The sequence below is a fragment of the Cytophagaceae bacterium genome, from assembly GCA_016722655.1.
Classification (GTDB): Bacteria; Bacteroidota; Bacteroidia; order Cytophagales; family Spirosomataceae; genus Leadbetterella.
In genome coordinates this window covers 1,994,801-2,011,115 of record JADKIR010000004.1, presented here as the reverse complement: position 1 = coordinate 2,011,115, position 16,315 = coordinate 1,994,801, and the positions used below count along the sequence as shown (strand labels likewise).

Below are 16,315 nucleotides of genomic sequence, written 5' to 3'. Positions count from 1 at the left end.
ATATAAGCTTTGGTTTTTTCAATGCTGCATATTCTGATAAAAAATAGGAAAAGAAGGCGATCAGGCTAGAGAATTAATCTATTTTGAATAAAAATAATCCTAAAAATGAATGGATAATGAAGGGGAAATTAAAGATTATTGAGAATTATGGTATCTGTCTCCACCTGGTTGCTTTCATTTCCTGCTCTGTCTTTTATGGTAATGAGGAACTTAACTTTATCTTTTTTTATCCAAAAATCATGAAAAAATGCAGGCATCCGGTAGCTGAGTTTGCCTTCTAATGGACCCGGCTTATCGGTACTCAGAACCGGAAAAAATCCTGAAAGAGATACTTCATTGACCACTTCCTCAAATTTGCCATTTTTTTCACGCATCATTTTTACGTTGAAATTATAGCCATATTTCTTTTGATATTCGGTAGTTTCTTCGGTATTAACACCCAGATCACCATCACCATCCTGAAACTTAATAGTCACAACCACAGAGTCTTTAACCCCTCCAGTGGCCTGGTCAAGCCTCACTTCTGAATTTATAGTGTAAAACTCAATAACCGGAGATATCGAAAAGTCGGGCTCCTTATAACAAGAACTCAAAGCCACCGCAGCCAAAATAATTAAACCGAATAAATACTGCTTACTCATACCTAAATCTTAATTTTGTAAAATTAATATATTTTTTCGTTTAGAAAACCAAAAAATGACACTTAGAGACGAACTCAAATCAGCCATAATTTCGCTTGGAAACCATCCATTGGCATTTGAGAAACTCGCATTGGATATTTTTAAATATCAATATGACCAAAACCTGGTTTATAAACTATACGTTGATTCTCTCAAAAAGGATATCAAAAAAGTCGACCGCATTGAGAAAATCCCATTTTTGCCCATAGAAATATTCAAAACACATAAAGTACTCAATCAAAACGCTGAAAGTCAGCTGGTATTTGAAAGCAGCGGTACAACCTCCCAAAATACCAGCCAGCATCATATTGCAGACCTTCCACTTTATGAGTTACTCAGCAGAAAGACCTTCGAGCAATTTTACGGGCCTTTGACAGATTACCATATTTTTGCTCTATTACCATCATATCTTGAACGAAACAACTCTTCTCTGGTATATATGGTTCAGAATTTTGTTTATTATTCCTATAGCACTTTAAGTGGTTTTTATCTTGACAATATCGCCGAGATGATCTTTCAAATGAAACAAGCGGCGAAAACTAACCGCAAAATTCTCTTATTGGGAGTAAGTTTCGCTTTGTTGGACCTGGCTGAAAATGAAACCTACTCGAAGGTGATTAGGGAAATCAGCCTCAAGCTCACCATCATGGAAACCGGTGGTATGAAAGGAAGAAGAAAAGAATTGATCAGGGAAGAACTTCATGGTATCCTTAAAGGTGCATTTGGGGTAAATGAAATTCATTCGGAATATGGTATGACTGAGTTGCTTTCACAGGGGTATTCGAAAGGCAAAGGGGTTTTTGAATTGGCAAATACAATGAAAATACTACTCCGGGAAGTAAATGACCCTTTTTCATATTTGCCAAGCTTTGCTATTGGCAACACTGAACAGGCTGTAAAATACAGAGGAAAAACAGGCGGAATCAATGTCATAGATTTGGCAAATATTGATTCCTGCAGTTTCATTGAGACCAAAGATCTGGGGAGTTTTACCGAAGATTATAGCAAATTTACTGTGATGGGCCGGTTTGACAATTCCGATGTAAGAGGGTGCAATTTGTTGGTAAGTTGATAATAAGGATCAGAAAACAGGGAACAGGCAGCAGATAATAGTTTTAGATAAGCTGGATAAATTTAATACTTCTTTCATTTTGCATAAAAAAATCAAACTCTTTTAACCCAAAAACCACCGCTCAACCATTTTTTTCTTCTAAATCAAACCTTTCAGCTCAAAAAAAGGTTTTTCTTTTCAGTAACACTTATAAAAAATCAATATCATGGCATTACAGATTGGCGATATCGCACCAGATTTTAAACTTTATTCTACTGAAAAACAAGAAGTTAGCCTTTCAAACCTCAAGGGCAAAAAAGTAGTAGTTTTGTTTTTCCCTATGGCCTTTACAGGCGTATGTACTACTGAGCTTTGCTCTCTTCGTGACGACATAGCTTCATACCAAAACCTTGACGCTGAAATCCTGGCAATTTCGGTTGATTCTCCTTTTACTTTAGGTAAATTTAAAGAAGATCAAAAATTACCCTTCCCATTGCTTTCAGATTTCAACAAAGAAGTATCTGCTGCCTATGGCTCACAATACGAAGAGTTTGTTTTAGGATTAAAAGGTGTAGCAAAACGCTCAGCTTTTGTAGTAGATGAAGATGGAAAAATAGCCTACGCTGAAGTATTGGAAAGTGCGGGTGACATTCCGAATTTTGAAAATGTAAAGGCTGCATTGGCTTAATAATAAATAATTTATGGGAGAAAAGTAACATCACTTTTCTCCTTTTTTAATAAAACATGAACAGAATATTCGGACTCATTTTAGTCGTGATATTTTTTCTTATCATTGACTTTTACTTTTTTCAGGCCATAAAAACCCTGACACGTGGCTTAACAGAAAACTCCCGTAGAGTCATACATTTCATTTATTGGAGCATTCCGGTGATTTCACTGGCCATGACGCTTGCAGCTTTTACTCTTTTCCCTGAATATATCAGTGCAAAAGCCCGAAACCTGATGGCAGCAGGTGTTTTTCTGATTTATCTTTCAAAAATTCTGGGTTCTGTATTCTTATTGATTGGTGATATTGTTAACCTTATCAGGTATCTGGGACAAAAAGCCATCGAAAAACCCGACACTCCACAGCCGGCTACGCTTACAAGATCAGAGTTTCTGGCCACAGGAGCCCTTGCCGTAGGAGGTTTGAATCTTGGAACTATGGTTTTCGGAATCATTTCCGGAGCACATGATTATAGAGTGAGAAAGGTGCCTCTTTTCATCAAAAATCTTCCGAAAAAATTTGAAGGTATGACCATAGCACAGCTATCAGACATTCATTCGGGAAGTTTTTACAATAAAACCGCTGTAAACGGAGGAGTGGATATGCTTTTGGCCGAAAAACCGGATGTAGTGTTTTTTACGGGTGATCTGGTAAACAACGAAGCCAAAGAATTGAATGATTATTTTGACACTTTTAAAAGAGTTAAAGCACCTTTAGGCGTATTTTCTACTCTTGGAAACCACGATTATGGTGATTATATGCCATGGGAAAGTGAGGCCACCAAGCGTAAAAATCTGGAAACGCTGATTGAAGGACATAAATTGATGGGTTGGGATATTCTTATGGACGAAAACAGGAGCTTGAAAGTAGAAGGAGAAAGTATCGGAATTATTGGAATTCAAAACTGGGGGATGGGTGGTTTTATCAAAAAAGGTGATCTAAAAAAAGCCTTGCAAAACACCGAAGACCAGCCTGTAAAACTGCTACTTTCTCATGACCCGAGCCATTGGAGAGCACAGGTTGCCGGACACCAACCCGATATAAATGTGGCCTTTGCCGGTCACACCCACGGCATGCAGTATGGCGTTGAAATCGGAGACTTTAAATGGAGTCCGGTGCAATACAGATACAAAGAATGGGCAGGATTATACAAAGAAGCCGACCAACAACTCTATGTAAACAGGGGCTTTGGATTTATTGGATATCCTGGAAGAGTAGGTATTTTACCCGAAATTAGTATTTTTACCCTCAAAAGTGTGTAATTAATACTTCTTATCCGGAATTGATATACCTTAAATATGCTTCATTTTAAACTAGTTAACGAACTAAAAACTACCCTGAGACTTTCAATTCCTATAATTGTTGGGCAATTGGGAGTAGTTCTTATGGCAGTTGCTGACAACGTGATGGTAGGACAGTTATTGGGAAAAACGGCATTGGGAGCCGCTGGTGTATCTAACTCCATTGCATTTCTAATTGGCTCTTTTGCAGTGGGTGGACTTGCCGTTATAGCACCTATGGTATCAAAAAGTTTTGCCGAAAACAATACAAAATACCTGAAAAAACTCTTTGTCAACGCCAATTGGGTAGCCATCACCTATGGAATCGTACTTAGCTCAATTGGGCTTGCAATTTATTATAATTTTGGAATTTTAGATCAACCTACAGAAGTCAGCAGACTTTCACCCTCCTTTTTGCTAATCATTCTTGCCTCCAATTTCTTTTTATACCTTTATATAGCGTTAAAGCAATTTGTTGATGGTTTTTCAAGACCTCAGGTATCGATGATTATCACTATTATCGGACTAGCATTCAACGTTTTCGGAAATTATGTACTGATAAAAGGAAGCTTGTTTTTCCCTGAAATTGGCCTCAACGGTGCGGCTGTATCCACGCTGGTTACACGATCTATAATGTTTTTGAGTCTTGCTGCATATCTATATTTCAACAATAAACACGCATCAATTTTCAGAAACAATCGTTGGGTTCCGGATTTTAGGATTGTAAAAGAAATTTTAAGAAGAAGTATTCCGGGCGGTTTTCAGTTTTTTTTCGAAATCGGTGCATTTTCTACGGCAGTTATCATGATGGGCTGGATTTCAGAAACTGCTTTGGCTGCTCACCACATTGCGATTAACATTGCCTCATCTACTTATATGATGGCCACTGGCATTTCGTTTGCGGCAGGAATCAGGGTGGGTGACGCCTGGGGTCGAAGAGATGCAGCAGCTATAAAAATTGCGGGAAATGCCGGTTATATTATGGTTTTTGCTTTTATGACATTGAGTATGCTTATTATATTTTTCTTCAAATTGCCTATATTGCACTTTTATATCAGCGACGTTGATGTGATCCAAATTGCCACACCATTGCTAACTATTGCTGCAATATTTCAGCTTTCTGATGGCCTTCAGGTAGTAGGATTGGGTGTTTTAAGAGGTTTGGCTGATATCAAAATCCCTACTGCGATTACATTTGTAGCATACTGGGTGATCGCCCTTCCGGCCGGATATTTTTTGGGATTCAAAACCGGAATGGGTGCCAATGGAATCTGGACCGGCTTATTATTAGGACTTACCGCTTCAGCAATTTTTCTTTATTTCAGATATAGGTTTTTGGTTAATCCAAAAATAATCAATGAGAGATTTTTAACAAAAAAACATTGATTATTCCCCAAAACTACCCGATCTCACACTGTCAGGGTAAGTTACCGAAATGTTATTTTCGTGAAATGACTTTTTTAATACGGCGTTGATTTCGTAAAACAAATCCCAATATTTATCGGGATGAACATAGGGTTTAACGCCTATTTTAACAAAAAAAGCTTCAAAAGATTCGATTCCTACCAAACCGGTGGGACCCTCACTTAATCCTTTTATTTTTTTCAAATCCCTCTCAATGATTTCTTTTACCCTGGGAAAACTCTCTTCATAGGGTATTCCAATCATGATTTCGAGTCTGATTTTGCCTTTTTTTGAATAATTAACAACTGTATGAGAAGTAACCTGGGCATTGGGAATTATCAAAGTTTTGAGACCGGGTGTAACCAGAAGTGTATTAAAAATCTGTATTTCTTCTACTTTTCCAAACTTGCCTTCGACTTCAATCCAGTCACCTACTTTGTAAGGTTTAAAAATTAATATCAATATACCGGAGGCAAAATTTCCCAGGCCTCCCTGCAACGCCAGACCTACAGCAAATCCTGCTGCAGCCAACATTCCCACTAATGCCGAGGTGTCAAAACCGGCCATTCCGGCTGCCATTAATAATACGGCAACTTTCAGGGTTATGCCTAAAAGTGAACCTAAGAATGAAGTTATTTCAGGAGAAAAACTTGACCTTTTGAGTCGCCCAACAACTAACTTTTCAATTCTGTTTGCCAGCCAAAAACCAAAAATTAATACGATAAGAGCCCCCATTAATTTCGGAGAATATGCAATCACTTTATCTAGAATAAGTTGCAGCAAGCTATTTAAATCTTTCAAAATCGTTAAGTTTTTTACAAATATAAAACAAAAAGCCCCCGGGGCAATCACTCCGGAGGCTTTCCAAATTGTGTACTCAAATTAGTTTGATTGACGCTCCATGCGTTTACGCTCGTTTTCGTCAAGGTATATTTTCCTCATTCTCAATGACTTAGGTGTCACTTCCAGATATTCGTCTTTTTGAATATATTCCATACATTCTTCCAGAGAGAAATTGATTTTTGGTGCAATCTTCACGTTGTCATCAGATCCTGACGCACGCATGTTGGTAAGTTTTTTCGAGGTTTGTACATTGACCACAATATCATTCTGACGATTGTGCTCACCTATTACCATCCCCATGTACACATCCTCACCTGGATCAACGAAAAACACTCCCCTATCCTGTAGTTTATCGATAGCATAAGGAACCGCCGGGCCATTAGCCATTGAGATCATCGAACCATTGATACGGTCAGGAATTGCTCCTTTATATTCTTCATAAACTTTGAAACGGTGGTTCATGATGGCCTCACCCTGAGTGGCAGTAAGTACATTGGAACGCAAACCTATCAAGCCACGTGAAGGAATATTAAATTCCAGATGCTGCAAATCACCTTTTGGTTCCATGATCAAAAGTTCGCCTTTACGTTGCGTTGCCAATTCGATTACCTTACCTGCGGTTTCTTCCGGCACATCTACTACCAAAGTCTCAATTGGCTCAAGCTTTTCACCGTTTGGACCTTCTTTGTATAATACCTGTGGCTGACCTACCTGCAATTCGTAACCTTCACGACGCATGGTTTCGATCAAAACCGAAAGGTGAAGAATACCACGACCAAACACAACAAATTTATCTTCTGAGTCACCTTGTTCTACTCTCAATGCAAGGTTTTTCTCAATTTCTTTCATTAAACGATCACGCAAGTGACGAGAAGTAACAAACTTTCCTTCTTTTCCGAAAAACGGAGAATTGTTAATGGTGAAAAGCATGTTCATAGTAGGCTCATCAATAGAAATCCTTGCCAATGCTTCCGGATTTTCGGCATCCGCAACAGTATCGCCAATTTCAAAATCTTCCAGACCTGTGATGGCACATATTTCACCTGATTCTACTTCCTGAACCTTCACACGACCCAAGCCTTCAAATATATGCAACTCTTTGATTTTCATCTTTTTGATAGTACCATCTGACTTACATAAAGATACCTGAATACCTTCTTTCAGAACTCCTCTGGCTAATCTACCGATAGCAATACGTCCTACAAAAGAGGAGTAGTCTAATGAGGTAATCTGCATTTGTGGAGTACCTTCTACACTTGGCGAAGCGGGGATTTTTGCTATGATCTCATCCAACAAAGGAGTAATATTGTCGGTTGGCTCTTTCCAGTCATGACCCATCCAACCTTGTTTTGAAGAACCATACAAACATGGAAAATCTAACTGGTCTTCAGTGGCCCCAAGGTTAAACATCAAATCAAAAACCGCCTCATGCACTTCGTCAGGGCGACAGTTTTCTTTATCTACTTTATTAACTACTACCAGCGGTTTCAAGCCCAAATCTATGGCTTTGCTCAATACAAAACGCGTTTGTGGCATAGGCCCTTCAAAGGCATCTACCAACAGGATAACCCCGTCGGCCATTTTCAATACCCTTTCTACTTCACCGCCAAAGTCGGCGTGACCCGGAGTATCTATAATATTGATTTTTACACCCTGGTATCTTACCGATACGTTTTTCGAAACTATGGTGATACCACGCTCACGCTCCAGATCATTGTTGTCAAGAATCAGATCTCCAAATTCCTGGTTATCTCTGAAGATTTTTGAAGCATGAATAATTTTGTCAACCAAAGTAGTTTTACCGTGGTCAACGTGAGCGATGATGGCGATGTTTCTTATTTCTTGCATTATTTCCTTATTTTAAAGGATGATTTGATGAAATTTTTCAAGAACTGTTAAATACGATTCCTCAAAAAGTCCGCAAAGGTAGGAATTATTATTCAGAAAAAAGAATAAAGGTAGATTATTTTAAAGTAAAATATTGATATTCAAATGTTTAATCAGATAAAAAGTATTGAGTGTTTTGTTTTAAAAATTTTCCAAAAAAGCCTTCTGAGCTTACTGTTTCAACGATTTTTTTCCAAAATACTCTTTACTATCAATTCGGCATGCTCACGGGAATTCTCAATAAAAAGCCGTCGGGTATCCATACCTCCACAAATAACCCCAGCCAGGTACACATTGGGCACGTTGGTTTCCATAGTATTTTCATCATATTGTGGTTTTCTAATTTCATCTTCGGCAAGTTTAATTCCTATTTTTTCTAAAAAAGAAAGATTTGGCTGATAACCTGTCATGGCCAGCACCCAATCGTTAGATATAACTGTTTGCCCTTCAGGTGTCTCAATTGTGACATCCTTTTCGGATATTTTAGCAATTTTTGAATTAAAATATGCTCTAATCGAGCCTTCCTCAATACGATTGATAATATCAGGTCTTACCCAGTATTTTACACTTGGGCCAATCTCCGGTTCGCGAATTACCATCGTTACTCTTGCACCTTTTCTCCAGGTTTCGAGTGCCACATCCACCGCAGAATTATTTGCTCCTACCACCAACACGTCCTGAAAAGCATAAAAATGCGGGTCTTTGTAGTAATGGGTAACTTTGGGAAGATTTTCTCCCTCCACATTCATTATATTTGGAATATCATAATAGCCCGTAGCTAAAATGAGGCTTTTACCTGTGTATTCATCTTTTGATGTCTTTATTTTTACATCATTTCCGGTAGTTTGTACATCCAATACCTCCTCAAAAAGCTTGATATTTAATTTCTTTGCAATAACCACCCGTCTATAATATTCCAGTGCCTCGGCCCTGGTGGGTTTAGCAGAAATACTCACAAATGGGACATCCCCTATTTCAAGCAGATTTGAGGTGCTGAAAAAAGTCATTGTAGTGGGATAATTATACAGGGAGTTTACCAGACAACCTTTTTCAAGTATCACATAAGAAAGCCTGGCCTTTTGGCAAGCTATTCCACTAGCTAGACCAATGGGCCCGCCTCCGATAATAATGACATCAAAGTTTTTCATACAACAAACTTACGAAATCATACTTTAATTGATGTTTTGGGTTAATTTTTTTGAAAAAATGGTCTATATTTCAAAATGTTTTGTTCAAGAAAATATTAAAAATGCACATTTTAACGACCGAAAGGCTCAAGCTCAGAAGATTTACTTTAGAAGACGCTCCTTTTATGGTGGAACTTCTCAACACCCCACTTTGGCTCAAATTTATTGGAGACAGGAACGTAAAAACGTTGGAAGATGCCGAAGAATATTTGCAAAAAGGAATTTTGAAAAACTATGAGACGCTCGGTTATGGTTTTTATCTGGTTGAAGAAAAAGCATCAAATCAAAAGATAGGAATGTGTGGTTTTGTAAACCGGGAAGAACTGCCTGCTCCTGATTTGGGATTTGCATTTTTGCCGGACTATATCAGTCGGGGTTTTGGGTCAGAAATTGCGGCAGCTACTTTGAATTTTGGCAAAAATGATCTTCAATTAGAAAAAATATCCGCAATTGTAAACCCTGAAAATCAAGCATCTAATGCATTATTAAAAAAACTGGGTTTTATTTTCCAAAACAAAATCTGGTTTGGAGAAAAAAAGGAATTGCTGAATTATTATGAGATTTGAAAAGGCGGTTAAATTTGTATATTTGAAAAAACTTTTTTTATAAAAATGAAAAATTACCAAAATTTCATAGAAATAAATCATCAGATTTTACTTGGTAAACCAATTGTTAAGGGGAGCAGAATAGCTGTTGAGCTCATTCTTAGAAAAATGTCACAAGGAGCAAAAAAAGAAGACATTTTGGAAATGTATCCCAATTTAAAGAATGAGGAAATTGAGGCATGTTTTGAATATGCTGCTGATATTTTGGCCAATGAGGAAGTACTTGCATGATGGTTCTGGCAGATGAAAATATTGACCGGAATATTATAAAATTCCTTAGAGACAATGGCATCCCGGCGATTTCAGTTTATGAAAATCATAGAGGAGTTACCGATGAGGAAATCATTTCGATCTCCAAAAATCCATCCAAAATTATTCTTACTGAAGACAAAGATTTCGGAGAATTGGTGTTCTCGCATAATCAAAAAGACATTAGTGTAATCTTATTTAGGTATCATTTTTCAGAAACCCAAAAAATAAAGCAGATATTACTGGAAATTATAAAATCAAAATTTAATCTTTTACAAGATTCGTTTACAACTATAACCCCAAATAAAATCAGAATCAGACCTTATGATTAACTAAGCCTCCAAATTCCTACCACCCATCCGCCAAATATTTCGTTGATAGAAATTTTATCTTCCTTAAAACTTAATCCATTACTTTTGTTTTGGACAATAAAATAGAAATGGTCATAATCAAAACTGAAAATATCGCCAAAAGGTACATCATGGGTACCGAAATAATTGATGCCCTCAAGACAGTTTCAATCACCATCGAAAAAGGTGAATATGTGGCTTTTATGGGTCCTTCAGGCTCAGGAAAATCCACATTGATGAACATCATCGGTTGTTTGGATAGCCCTACAGGTGGTTCTTATGTGCTCAATGGAAAAGATGTAAGTCACATGTCGGAAAACGAGCTGGCTGAGGTCAGAAACAAAGAGATTGGTTTCGTGTTTCAGACTTTCAACTTATTACCCCGGCAGTCATCACTCGAAAATGTGGCCCTACCGCTTATTTATGCAGGGTACAACAAAGCCGATCGCACCGAGATTGCCCAGAATGTATTGGCTAGCGTAGGACTTGGCGAAAGATCAATGCATAAACCGAATGAACTCTCTGGGGGGCAAAGGCAACGTGTTGCTGTAGCCAGGGCACTGGTAAATAATCCATCTATATTATTGGCCGATGAGCCCACTGGTAACCTCGACACCAGAACTTCCTATGAAATCATGCAGTTATTTAGTGAAATTCATGCCAAAGGAAACACTATTATAATGGTTACTCACGAAGAAGACATTGCCAAATACGCCCATCGGGTAGTTAGGCTAAGAGATGGTCTTATAGAGTCTGATGAGATTAACCCACATCCTACTAATCCTGAAGAAATGGCAAAAAAATTGATGGAAAAAACTAAATGACCCACTTAATCGTTATTGCAATAAATGTTATATTTTTCAATTCATAACTATTAATAAAAAATGAAAAAAACCTTATTCTTATTTTTATTCGCTGTAATATTAGGTAGTGTGGCTTTGGCTCAAAAAGCTCCTCAAAGCCCTGCAGTTACCACTGAAAGTTCCAATGTAAAAGTTACTTATGGTCAACCTTCAAAACGTGATCGTGAGATTTTTGGCAAATTGGTTCCTTATGGTCAGGTTTGGCGTACAGGAGCTAATGCAGCAACCGAAGTAACTTTCAAAAACGATGTATCATTTGCCGGAAAAAGTGTAAAAGCCGGAACTTATACCCTGTTTACGATTCCTAATGCCACAGAATGGACGGTAATTCTTAATTCTCAGCTAAAACAATGGGGCTCTTATGAATATGATAAAATCAAAGACAAAAATGTTGTTGAAGTAAGCGTAAAATCAATGCCTACAGATAGTGTTTGGGAAAAATTAACCATCACTGCCGAAGATAAGCAAATCACTATTGGATGGGATAATACCATGATTCATATTCCGTTGAAATAATGATTTTCTAAAAATAATCAATGAAAGCTGCTCATTTGGGCAGCTTTTTTGTTTTATAAAGTTTTAATAGTAAACTAAAACTGTCGGTAATAAATATTCGCAAAAAACATTCGGCATTCCAACTATTTTTTCGTTTTTTGAGTCATAATAATACCCTTAAATTCCGGATTAACATTCCGGTCGGCCTTTTTTAAATATGTCAAACGACCAGCAAATAGTAGAAGCCTGTATCCGTCAGGATCGGGTTGCTCAGAGAAAACTGTACGAGCAGTTTTCGGGGAAGCTGTTTGGCGTGGCTATGCGATATATGAAAGACAGGGAAGAAGCTCAGGATGTGCTGCAGGATGCATTTGTGAAGATTTTCAGGAAGATTGACACATTCAGGTTTGATTGCCCTCTGGAAGCCTGGATGCGAAAAATAGTGGTGAATACCGCACTCAAAGTGCTGCAAAAAAATGCTCAGATGAAATGGGTAGATATAGCCGGTCAGTATGATCTGGAAGATCGAAATCAACAGAATTTGGGGCTGGAAAACATGAAAATGGAAACACTTCTGGGCATGGTCAATGAGCTGCCTGAGGGGTCAAGAATGATTTTTAACCTATATGCCATTGAAGGCTACAAGCATCAGGAAATAGCAGAAATGCTGGATATAAATGAGGGTACATCTAAGTCTCAATATGCCCGGGCCAAAACCCTCTTGAGCGAAAAAATTGAAAAAGAGAATAACAGACTGGCCAAAAGCCGGAGTGAATATGAAAGAGGATTTTGAAAAACAATGGAGCGATGCTCTAGGTAACTATTCGGTGCCCCCGCCGGAAAATACCTGGGAGAATATCGAAGCCCAACTCGATAAAAAATCGAAGAAAAGAGGGCTTATATTGTGGTGGATTAACCCCCGGCTGGTTTCGGGCATAGCTGCTGCTTTGGTGCTCACACTTGGATATATATTTTATACCAGATTGCCTGAAAACAAACAGGGAAATGCTGTTTTGACGGTGCAAGATGATAAAGGTTCGGCAAAACAACCTGCATTGAAAAATGCTGGAGAAGTGCCAAAATCTACTAAAAATCAACAAACTGCGGGGGCAACAAATAATACTAATCTGGCAATGGCCGGAAATGGAATTTTACAAAATAAAAAGTCAATTGTTACAAATATTTTAAAAAATGAAGTTTTAAAAAATAATGAGCCTGAAATTTTTGCCGGAAAATCAACTGAAAGTGTTGCAATGGTTTCAACGCAATTGCCCGTGGAAATTTCGAATGAGGGTCCTGAAAATTACAACATAGCTGTCAACAAACTGGATTCAAAAAAGGCCAGGATCTATGCCAACAGGTTTGTCACAAAAAGAAACTTATTGGCTTATGAAATGCCTGAAGAAGAAACTATAGCAAATAAAACAGATAAAACCGGGAAAATGTGGCTTGGGCTCAACTCCGGAGCGGCACCTTTTAACCCAAATTATTCTTATTCCGGTTTCACAGGCGAGGCACTTTCCAGTGCTAAAAACGATGAGGCATATCAGTCTATCAAAGATGGAAATGTACAAACTTCTTTTTTACCTTCTGGAACCGGAAATACTGGTAAGTATAGTCAAAACAACGTAATGCCGGAAAATAGTTTTAAGAATGGTCAATCCTTAAATTTTGGGCTTAATATTGGAAAATCTTTCTCAAAAAACTTGGGAATTGAAAGTGGTTTAAGATATATGCTGGCCAATACATCTATGAACTCCAATGTTTTTGCAATAAATCCTAAAAATGGAGAAGTGAGCTCTTACTTTCAGGCAAATTATCTTTCGGCCAACAATGCTGACTATCAGACAGTATTGTCGCTATCGGAAACCAGCCGGCAATATTACAATTACCTCGCAGTTCCGGTGGTTTTAAATTATTCAATTCCACTCATCAAAAATCTAAAAGCGGAGGCATTGGGAGGAGTAAGCAACGATTTATTTCTGAAAAGCAGATTTGAAAGTGACGCTACAGGCTCACAGCGACTTAATGCCTCTAATTCTAATTACAAATTTTATAATCTAAGTGCTCTGGGTGGAGCTCGCCTAAACTATCAGGTAATGAATAATTGGGCATTGACACTCGGTGGCATGTACCAGCATGCTTTGTTTTCAGGAGTAGGCGAAAGTACAAATCTAAACTTCAGACCACGAAGCTTTGGTGTCAATTATGGTTTGAGATATCAGTTTAAGAAATAAAAAGTTTCAGACAAATAAAAATCCGAATATCCTGCCGGGCTCCGGTAGGATATTTTTTTAAAAAAATCTGATAAAAAAATAGTTTCTCATTATTTCACCAATATTTTTTAAAATTATTATAATTGCGGCAGAATTTCCAGAGAATAAAATCTACGGGGATTTATTGAACTAACCATTTAAATATCAGATTTTTTAAAAAGCTATGGAAAACCGTTATGGTGGGTATCTGGCCGGAAAAGGACCGGGAGATGCTCCTAAAAAAACTCTTCAAAACAAAACAAATCTTCCTCAGAAAATTGATCTTAGAAAATTCCTGACCTCTATTGAACTACAAGTAGGCAATAGCTGCGTAGCCAATGCTTTAGCAGGAGCTTATGAATATATGGCCAAAAGAGAACTTGGCAACTCAGAAGATGTAAGCCGTTTATATATTTATTATAATGCCCGCTATCTCGACGATATGCATGATAAAGACGGAGGCTCGTATATCCAGACCGCGATTGATGGCCTGATAGAATATGGAGCTTGTAAAGAACCCCTTTGGCCCAATGTGTATGACTCTATCAACGAAGAGCCAGCTGGTGAGGCATATGACCAGGGTTCTCAATTTAAGGTGGTCGAAAAGGAATTTATTGATACCGATCTGGACCTTTGGAGGGAGACTCTTGCGGAGGGCTATCCCATTACTTTTGCTATCAACACTTTCAAATCATTTGATGACGCCAACAAAAACAAAGGCCGGGTACCTATGCCAAAGGCCTCTGATAATGTTCGTGAAACTCATGGTTGGCATGCAATGCTATGTGTGGGATATTCTGACATAGATAAGGTGTTTATTGTTAGAAATTCCTGGGGTGACAAGTGGGGCGATGGTGGTTACTGCTATATTCCATACGATTATGTAATGACCAGGGAATTCAATTCTAACGATAGTTGGATCATTAAATCAATTGAAAATTTGGATTACAGTTCCGACATTGAGGTTGAAGATGAGGATTCATATTTCTATGACGATGAGTATTTGGTATTTACTGATTTCTATGTTTACACTGAAAACTCCGAGGATTTCATTGCTGATTTGGAGGCATTAGTGCTGGAATATGTCGAAAACGAAGAAGATTTTTTCTTTGATTATGAAGAAGGTGAGGATGAAAATGGGGTATTTGTGCAGCTCAACGAATTCTATCTTTATACAGAAGACGAGGAAGGATTCATTGAAGGCCTTGATGAACTCTCAACTGAATATGGCGATGAAGACGGTTACGATTATACCGTAAACCGTGATCTGGAAGGCGAGGAAGAAACTGAGGAAGAAGAAGAGGAATCTGAAGAAGAAGAGGAATCCGAAGAAGAAGAAGAATCCGAAGAAGAAGAAACGGAAGAAGAGGAAGATGAAGAAGAGGAATTCGAGGAAGAAGAAACTGAAGAAGAGGAAGAAGATACCGAAGACGAAGAAACCTCAAAAAGAAAAAGATAGATAAATGGAAAGAGATGCAAAAAGCGTCTCTTTTTTTTGTTTAGAAATCTAGGGATAACAGTTTGTTTATTTCCTGAGCTGACGATTCCATAGGTTAGTTTTTGGAGTAATTTTTAACAAATATATCTAAAATGGGTAGTTTAAATACTGTAAACCATCGGATTGATTTCTGTATGGATGACCTCCCCGATTTTTGCTCCTGGGCACCAAACCTCCCAATCTTTCTGCTGATTTTCGTTTTCAGGTTTTTTGAGAATCATTTCACTATCCATATAAATGATGGTCATCACTTTCCGCATTTGGTCTGTTCTATTGGCTCCGGCTCTATGAAAAACCCAACCAGAGTGAAAGCTTACTTCCCCCAAATCAAATGGCTCAATCACGTGTTCGAAATCTGTCACACGGAGTCTTTCAGCAATTTTTGTTTCAGAGTCATCACTTATCGCAAGATCACGTCCTTCTACTATCACGTGGCTACCTGCACTAAACTCCAGTGGCCCCATCTCAAGGGGAATTGCCTGTAGCGGAATCCAGGCTGTGACGGTTTTGTCGGTTGCCAGTGGCCAATAATACTGGTCGGCATGCCAGGGCGTAATGCCACCCCTACCCTCTTTAAACAGTGCCTGATCGTGATAAATACGGGCTCCATTGGCCTGCATTAATTCTGAGGCGATCCTCCCAAGTCTTTTTGAAAAAACAAAATCTTTGATTTCGGGATCCTCTCTCCAAAGATTAAAAATCTGCAAAAATGCTTTCCCATAAGTATCCCGCTGATCCAAAGGATCTTTATTGGTATTGAGTTCCTGCACTTTTTGAGAGATTTTTTCACCATAAAAAGCCAGCGTTTCTGCATCAAAAACATTCTTAAGTTTAATGAAACGATTTTTCTGGTAAAACTCAATCTGCCCAGGGCTAAGCTTGTAATATTGATTCAATAACATTTTTAAGGCTGAAATTTGAATAAATTTAGAAAAATTATC

General features: G+C 38.1%; 17 protein-coding genes. 12 read left to right on the top strand and 5 right to left on the bottom strand.

What is annotated here, in order from left to right:
- Window positions 1-128 precede the first annotated feature (128 nt).
- Window positions 129-641: a hypothetical protein gene (locus IPP61_09205; protein MBL0325344.1), complete on the bottom strand. Its 513-nt coding sequence runs from the start codon at window positions 639-641 to the stop codon at window positions 129-131.
- Between the two features lie 55 nt (window positions 642-696).
- Here IPP61_09205 and IPP61_09200 point away from each other — a divergent pair, with 55 nt between their 5' ends.
- The 4 genes from IPP61_09200 (at window position 697) to IPP61_09185 (ending at window position 5,124) form a co-directional block, all read left to right on the top strand.
- Window positions 697-1,752, top strand: a complete 1,056-nt coding sequence (locus IPP61_09200) for an acyl transferase (protein MBL0325343.1) — start codon at window positions 697-699, stop codon at window positions 1,750-1,752.
- A gap of 205 nt (window positions 1,753-1,957) precedes the next feature.
- Window positions 1,958-2,419, top strand: coding sequence for a peroxiredoxin (locus IPP61_09195; GenBank protein MBL0325342.1), 462 nt, complete (start codon window positions 1,958-1,960; stop codon window positions 2,417-2,419).
- 56 nt (window positions 2,420-2,475) lie between these two features.
- Entirely contained in the window at window positions 2,476-3,720 is a 1,245-nt protein-coding gene (locus IPP61_09190; protein MBL0325341.1) for a metallophosphoesterase, read from the top strand.
- Between the two features lie 36 nt (window positions 3,721-3,756).
- On the top strand, window positions 3,757-5,124 hold the full coding sequence (locus IPP61_09185; GenBank protein MBL0325340.1) for an MATE family efflux transporter: 1,368 nt from the start codon (window positions 3,757-3,759) through the stop codon (window positions 5,122-5,124).
- Here the strand turns inward: IPP61_09185 and IPP61_09180 are convergent, their stop codons facing one another.
- The 3 genes from IPP61_09180 to ypdA form a co-directional block, all read right to left on the bottom strand.
- Window positions 5,125-5,943: a mechanosensitive ion channel family protein gene (locus tag IPP61_09180; protein MBL0325339.1), complete on the bottom strand. Its 819-nt coding sequence runs from the start codon at window positions 5,941-5,943 to the stop codon at window positions 5,125-5,127.
- Window positions 5,944-6,024: 81 nt separating this feature from the next.
- Window positions 6,025-7,833 (bottom strand): translational GTPase TypA, encoded by a 1,809-nt coding sequence (gene typA / locus IPP61_09175; protein ID MBL0325338.1) that lies wholly within the window; start codon window positions 7,831-7,833, stop codon window positions 6,025-6,027.
- Between the two features lie 218 nt (window positions 7,834-8,051).
- Window positions 8,052-9,020: a YpdA family putative bacillithiol disulfide reductase gene (gene ypdA, locus IPP61_09170; protein ID MBL0325337.1), complete on the bottom strand. Its 969-nt coding sequence runs from the start codon at window positions 9,018-9,020 to the stop codon at window positions 8,052-8,054.
- Between the two features lie 101 nt (window positions 9,021-9,121).
- Between ypdA and IPP61_09165 the strand changes: the two genes are divergently transcribed.
- From IPP61_09165 to IPP61_09130, 8 genes are all read left to right on the top strand, one after another.
- Window positions 9,122-9,625 carry a GNAT family N-acetyltransferase gene (locus IPP61_09165; GenBank protein MBL0325336.1) on the top strand — a complete coding sequence of 168 codons (504 nt, stop codon included), beginning with the start codon at window positions 9,122-9,124 and terminating at the stop codon, window positions 9,623-9,625.
- A 45-nt stretch (window positions 9,626-9,670) separates the two neighbouring features.
- Entirely contained in the window at window positions 9,671-9,895 is a 225-nt protein-coding gene (locus IPP61_09160) for a DUF433 domain-containing protein (protein MBL0325335.1), read from the top strand.
- The gene (locus IPP61_09155; protein MBL0325334.1) at window positions 9,892-10,245 is read left to right on the top strand and encodes a DUF5615 family PIN-like protein; all 354 of its coding nucleotides are present in this window, start codon (window positions 9,892-9,894) and stop codon (window positions 10,243-10,245) included. Before IPP61_09160 ends, IPP61_09155 begins: the two co-directional genes overlap by 4 nt.
- A 107-nt stretch (window positions 10,246-10,352) precedes the next feature.
- On the top strand, window positions 10,353-11,087 hold the full coding sequence (locus IPP61_09150) for an ABC transporter ATP-binding protein (GenBank protein ID MBL0325333.1): 735 nt from the start codon (window positions 10,353-10,355) through the stop codon (window positions 11,085-11,087).
- A gap of 60 nt (window positions 11,088-11,147) precedes the next feature.
- Window positions 11,148-11,642: a DUF2911 domain-containing protein gene (locus IPP61_09145; protein MBL0325332.1), complete on the top strand. Its 495-nt coding sequence runs from the start codon at window positions 11,148-11,150 to the stop codon at window positions 11,640-11,642.
- Between the two features lie 196 nt (window positions 11,643-11,838).
- Window positions 11,839-12,414: an RNA polymerase sigma factor gene (locus IPP61_09140; protein ID MBL0325331.1), complete on the top strand. Its 576-nt coding sequence runs from the start codon at window positions 11,839-11,841 to the stop codon at window positions 12,412-12,414.
- Window positions 12,356-13,858: a hypothetical protein gene (locus IPP61_09135; GenBank protein ID MBL0325330.1), complete on the top strand. Its 1,503-nt coding sequence runs from the start codon at window positions 12,356-12,358 to the stop codon at window positions 13,856-13,858. Before IPP61_09140 ends, IPP61_09135 begins: the two co-directional genes overlap by 59 nt.
- A gap of 202 nt (window positions 13,859-14,060) precedes the next feature.
- The gene (locus IPP61_09130) at window positions 14,061-15,335 is read left to right on the top strand and encodes a C1 family peptidase (GenBank protein ID MBL0325329.1); all 1,275 of its coding nucleotides are present in this window, start codon (window positions 14,061-14,063) and stop codon (window positions 15,333-15,335) included.
- A 140-nt stretch (window positions 15,336-15,475) separates the two neighbouring features.
- On the opposite strand, the gene IPP61_09125 is transcribed toward IPP61_09130, so the two are convergent.
- On the bottom strand, window positions 15,476-16,276 hold the full coding sequence (locus IPP61_09125; protein MBL0325328.1) for a phytanoyl-CoA dioxygenase family protein: 801 nt from the start codon (window positions 16,274-16,276) through the stop codon (window positions 15,476-15,478).
- Window positions 16,277-16,315: the final 39 nt, after the last annotated feature.

Bases quoted from the DNA above. Each gene is read 5' to 3' on its own strand.
- IPP61_09205 (MBL0325344.1), bottom strand. From the start codon at position 641: ATGAGTAAGCAGTATTTATTCGGTTTAATTATTTTGGCTGCGGTGGCT.
- IPP61_09200 (MBL0325343.1), top strand. From the start codon at position 697: ATGACACTTAGAGACGAACTCAAATCAGCCATAATTTCGCTTGGAAAC.
- IPP61_09195 (MBL0325342.1), top strand. From the start codon at position 1,958: ATGGCATTACAGATTGGCGATATCGCACCAGATTTTAAACTTTATTCT.
- IPP61_09190 (MBL0325341.1), top strand. From the start codon at position 2,476: ATGAACAGAATATTCGGACTCATTTTAGTCGTGATATTTTTTCTTATC.
- IPP61_09185 (MBL0325340.1), top strand. From the start codon at position 3,757: ATGCTTCATTTTAAACTAGTTAACGAACTAAAAACTACCCTGAGACTT.
- typA (MBL0325338.1), bottom strand. From the start codon at position 7,833: ATGCAAGAAATAAGAAACATCGCCATCATCGCTCACGTTGACCACGGT.
- ypdA (MBL0325337.1), bottom strand. From the start codon at position 9,020: ATGAAAAACTTTGATGTCATTATTATCGGAGGCGGGCCCATTGGTCTA.
- IPP61_09165 (MBL0325336.1), top strand. From the start codon at position 9,122: ATGCACATTTTAACGACCGAAAGGCTCAAGCTCAGAAGATTTACTTTA.
- IPP61_09160 (MBL0325335.1), top strand. From the start codon at position 9,671: ATGAAAAATTACCAAAATTTCATAGAAATAAATCATCAGATTTTACTT.
- IPP61_09155 (MBL0325334.1), top strand. From the start codon at position 9,892: ATGATGGTTCTGGCAGATGAAAATATTGACCGGAATATTATAAAATTC.
- IPP61_09150 (MBL0325333.1), top strand. From the start codon at position 10,353: ATGGTCATAATCAAAACTGAAAATATCGCCAAAAGGTACATCATGGGT.
- IPP61_09145 (MBL0325332.1), top strand. From the start codon at position 11,148: ATGAAAAAAACCTTATTCTTATTTTTATTCGCTGTAATATTAGGTAGT.
- IPP61_09140 (MBL0325331.1), top strand. From the start codon at position 11,839: ATGTCAAACGACCAGCAAATAGTAGAAGCCTGTATCCGTCAGGATCGG.
- IPP61_09130 (MBL0325329.1), top strand. From the start codon at position 14,061: ATGGAAAACCGTTATGGTGGGTATCTGGCCGGAAAAGGACCGGGAGAT.
- IPP61_09125 (MBL0325328.1), bottom strand. From the start codon at position 16,276: ATGTTATTGAATCAATATTACAAGCTTAGCCCTGGGCAGATTGAGTTT.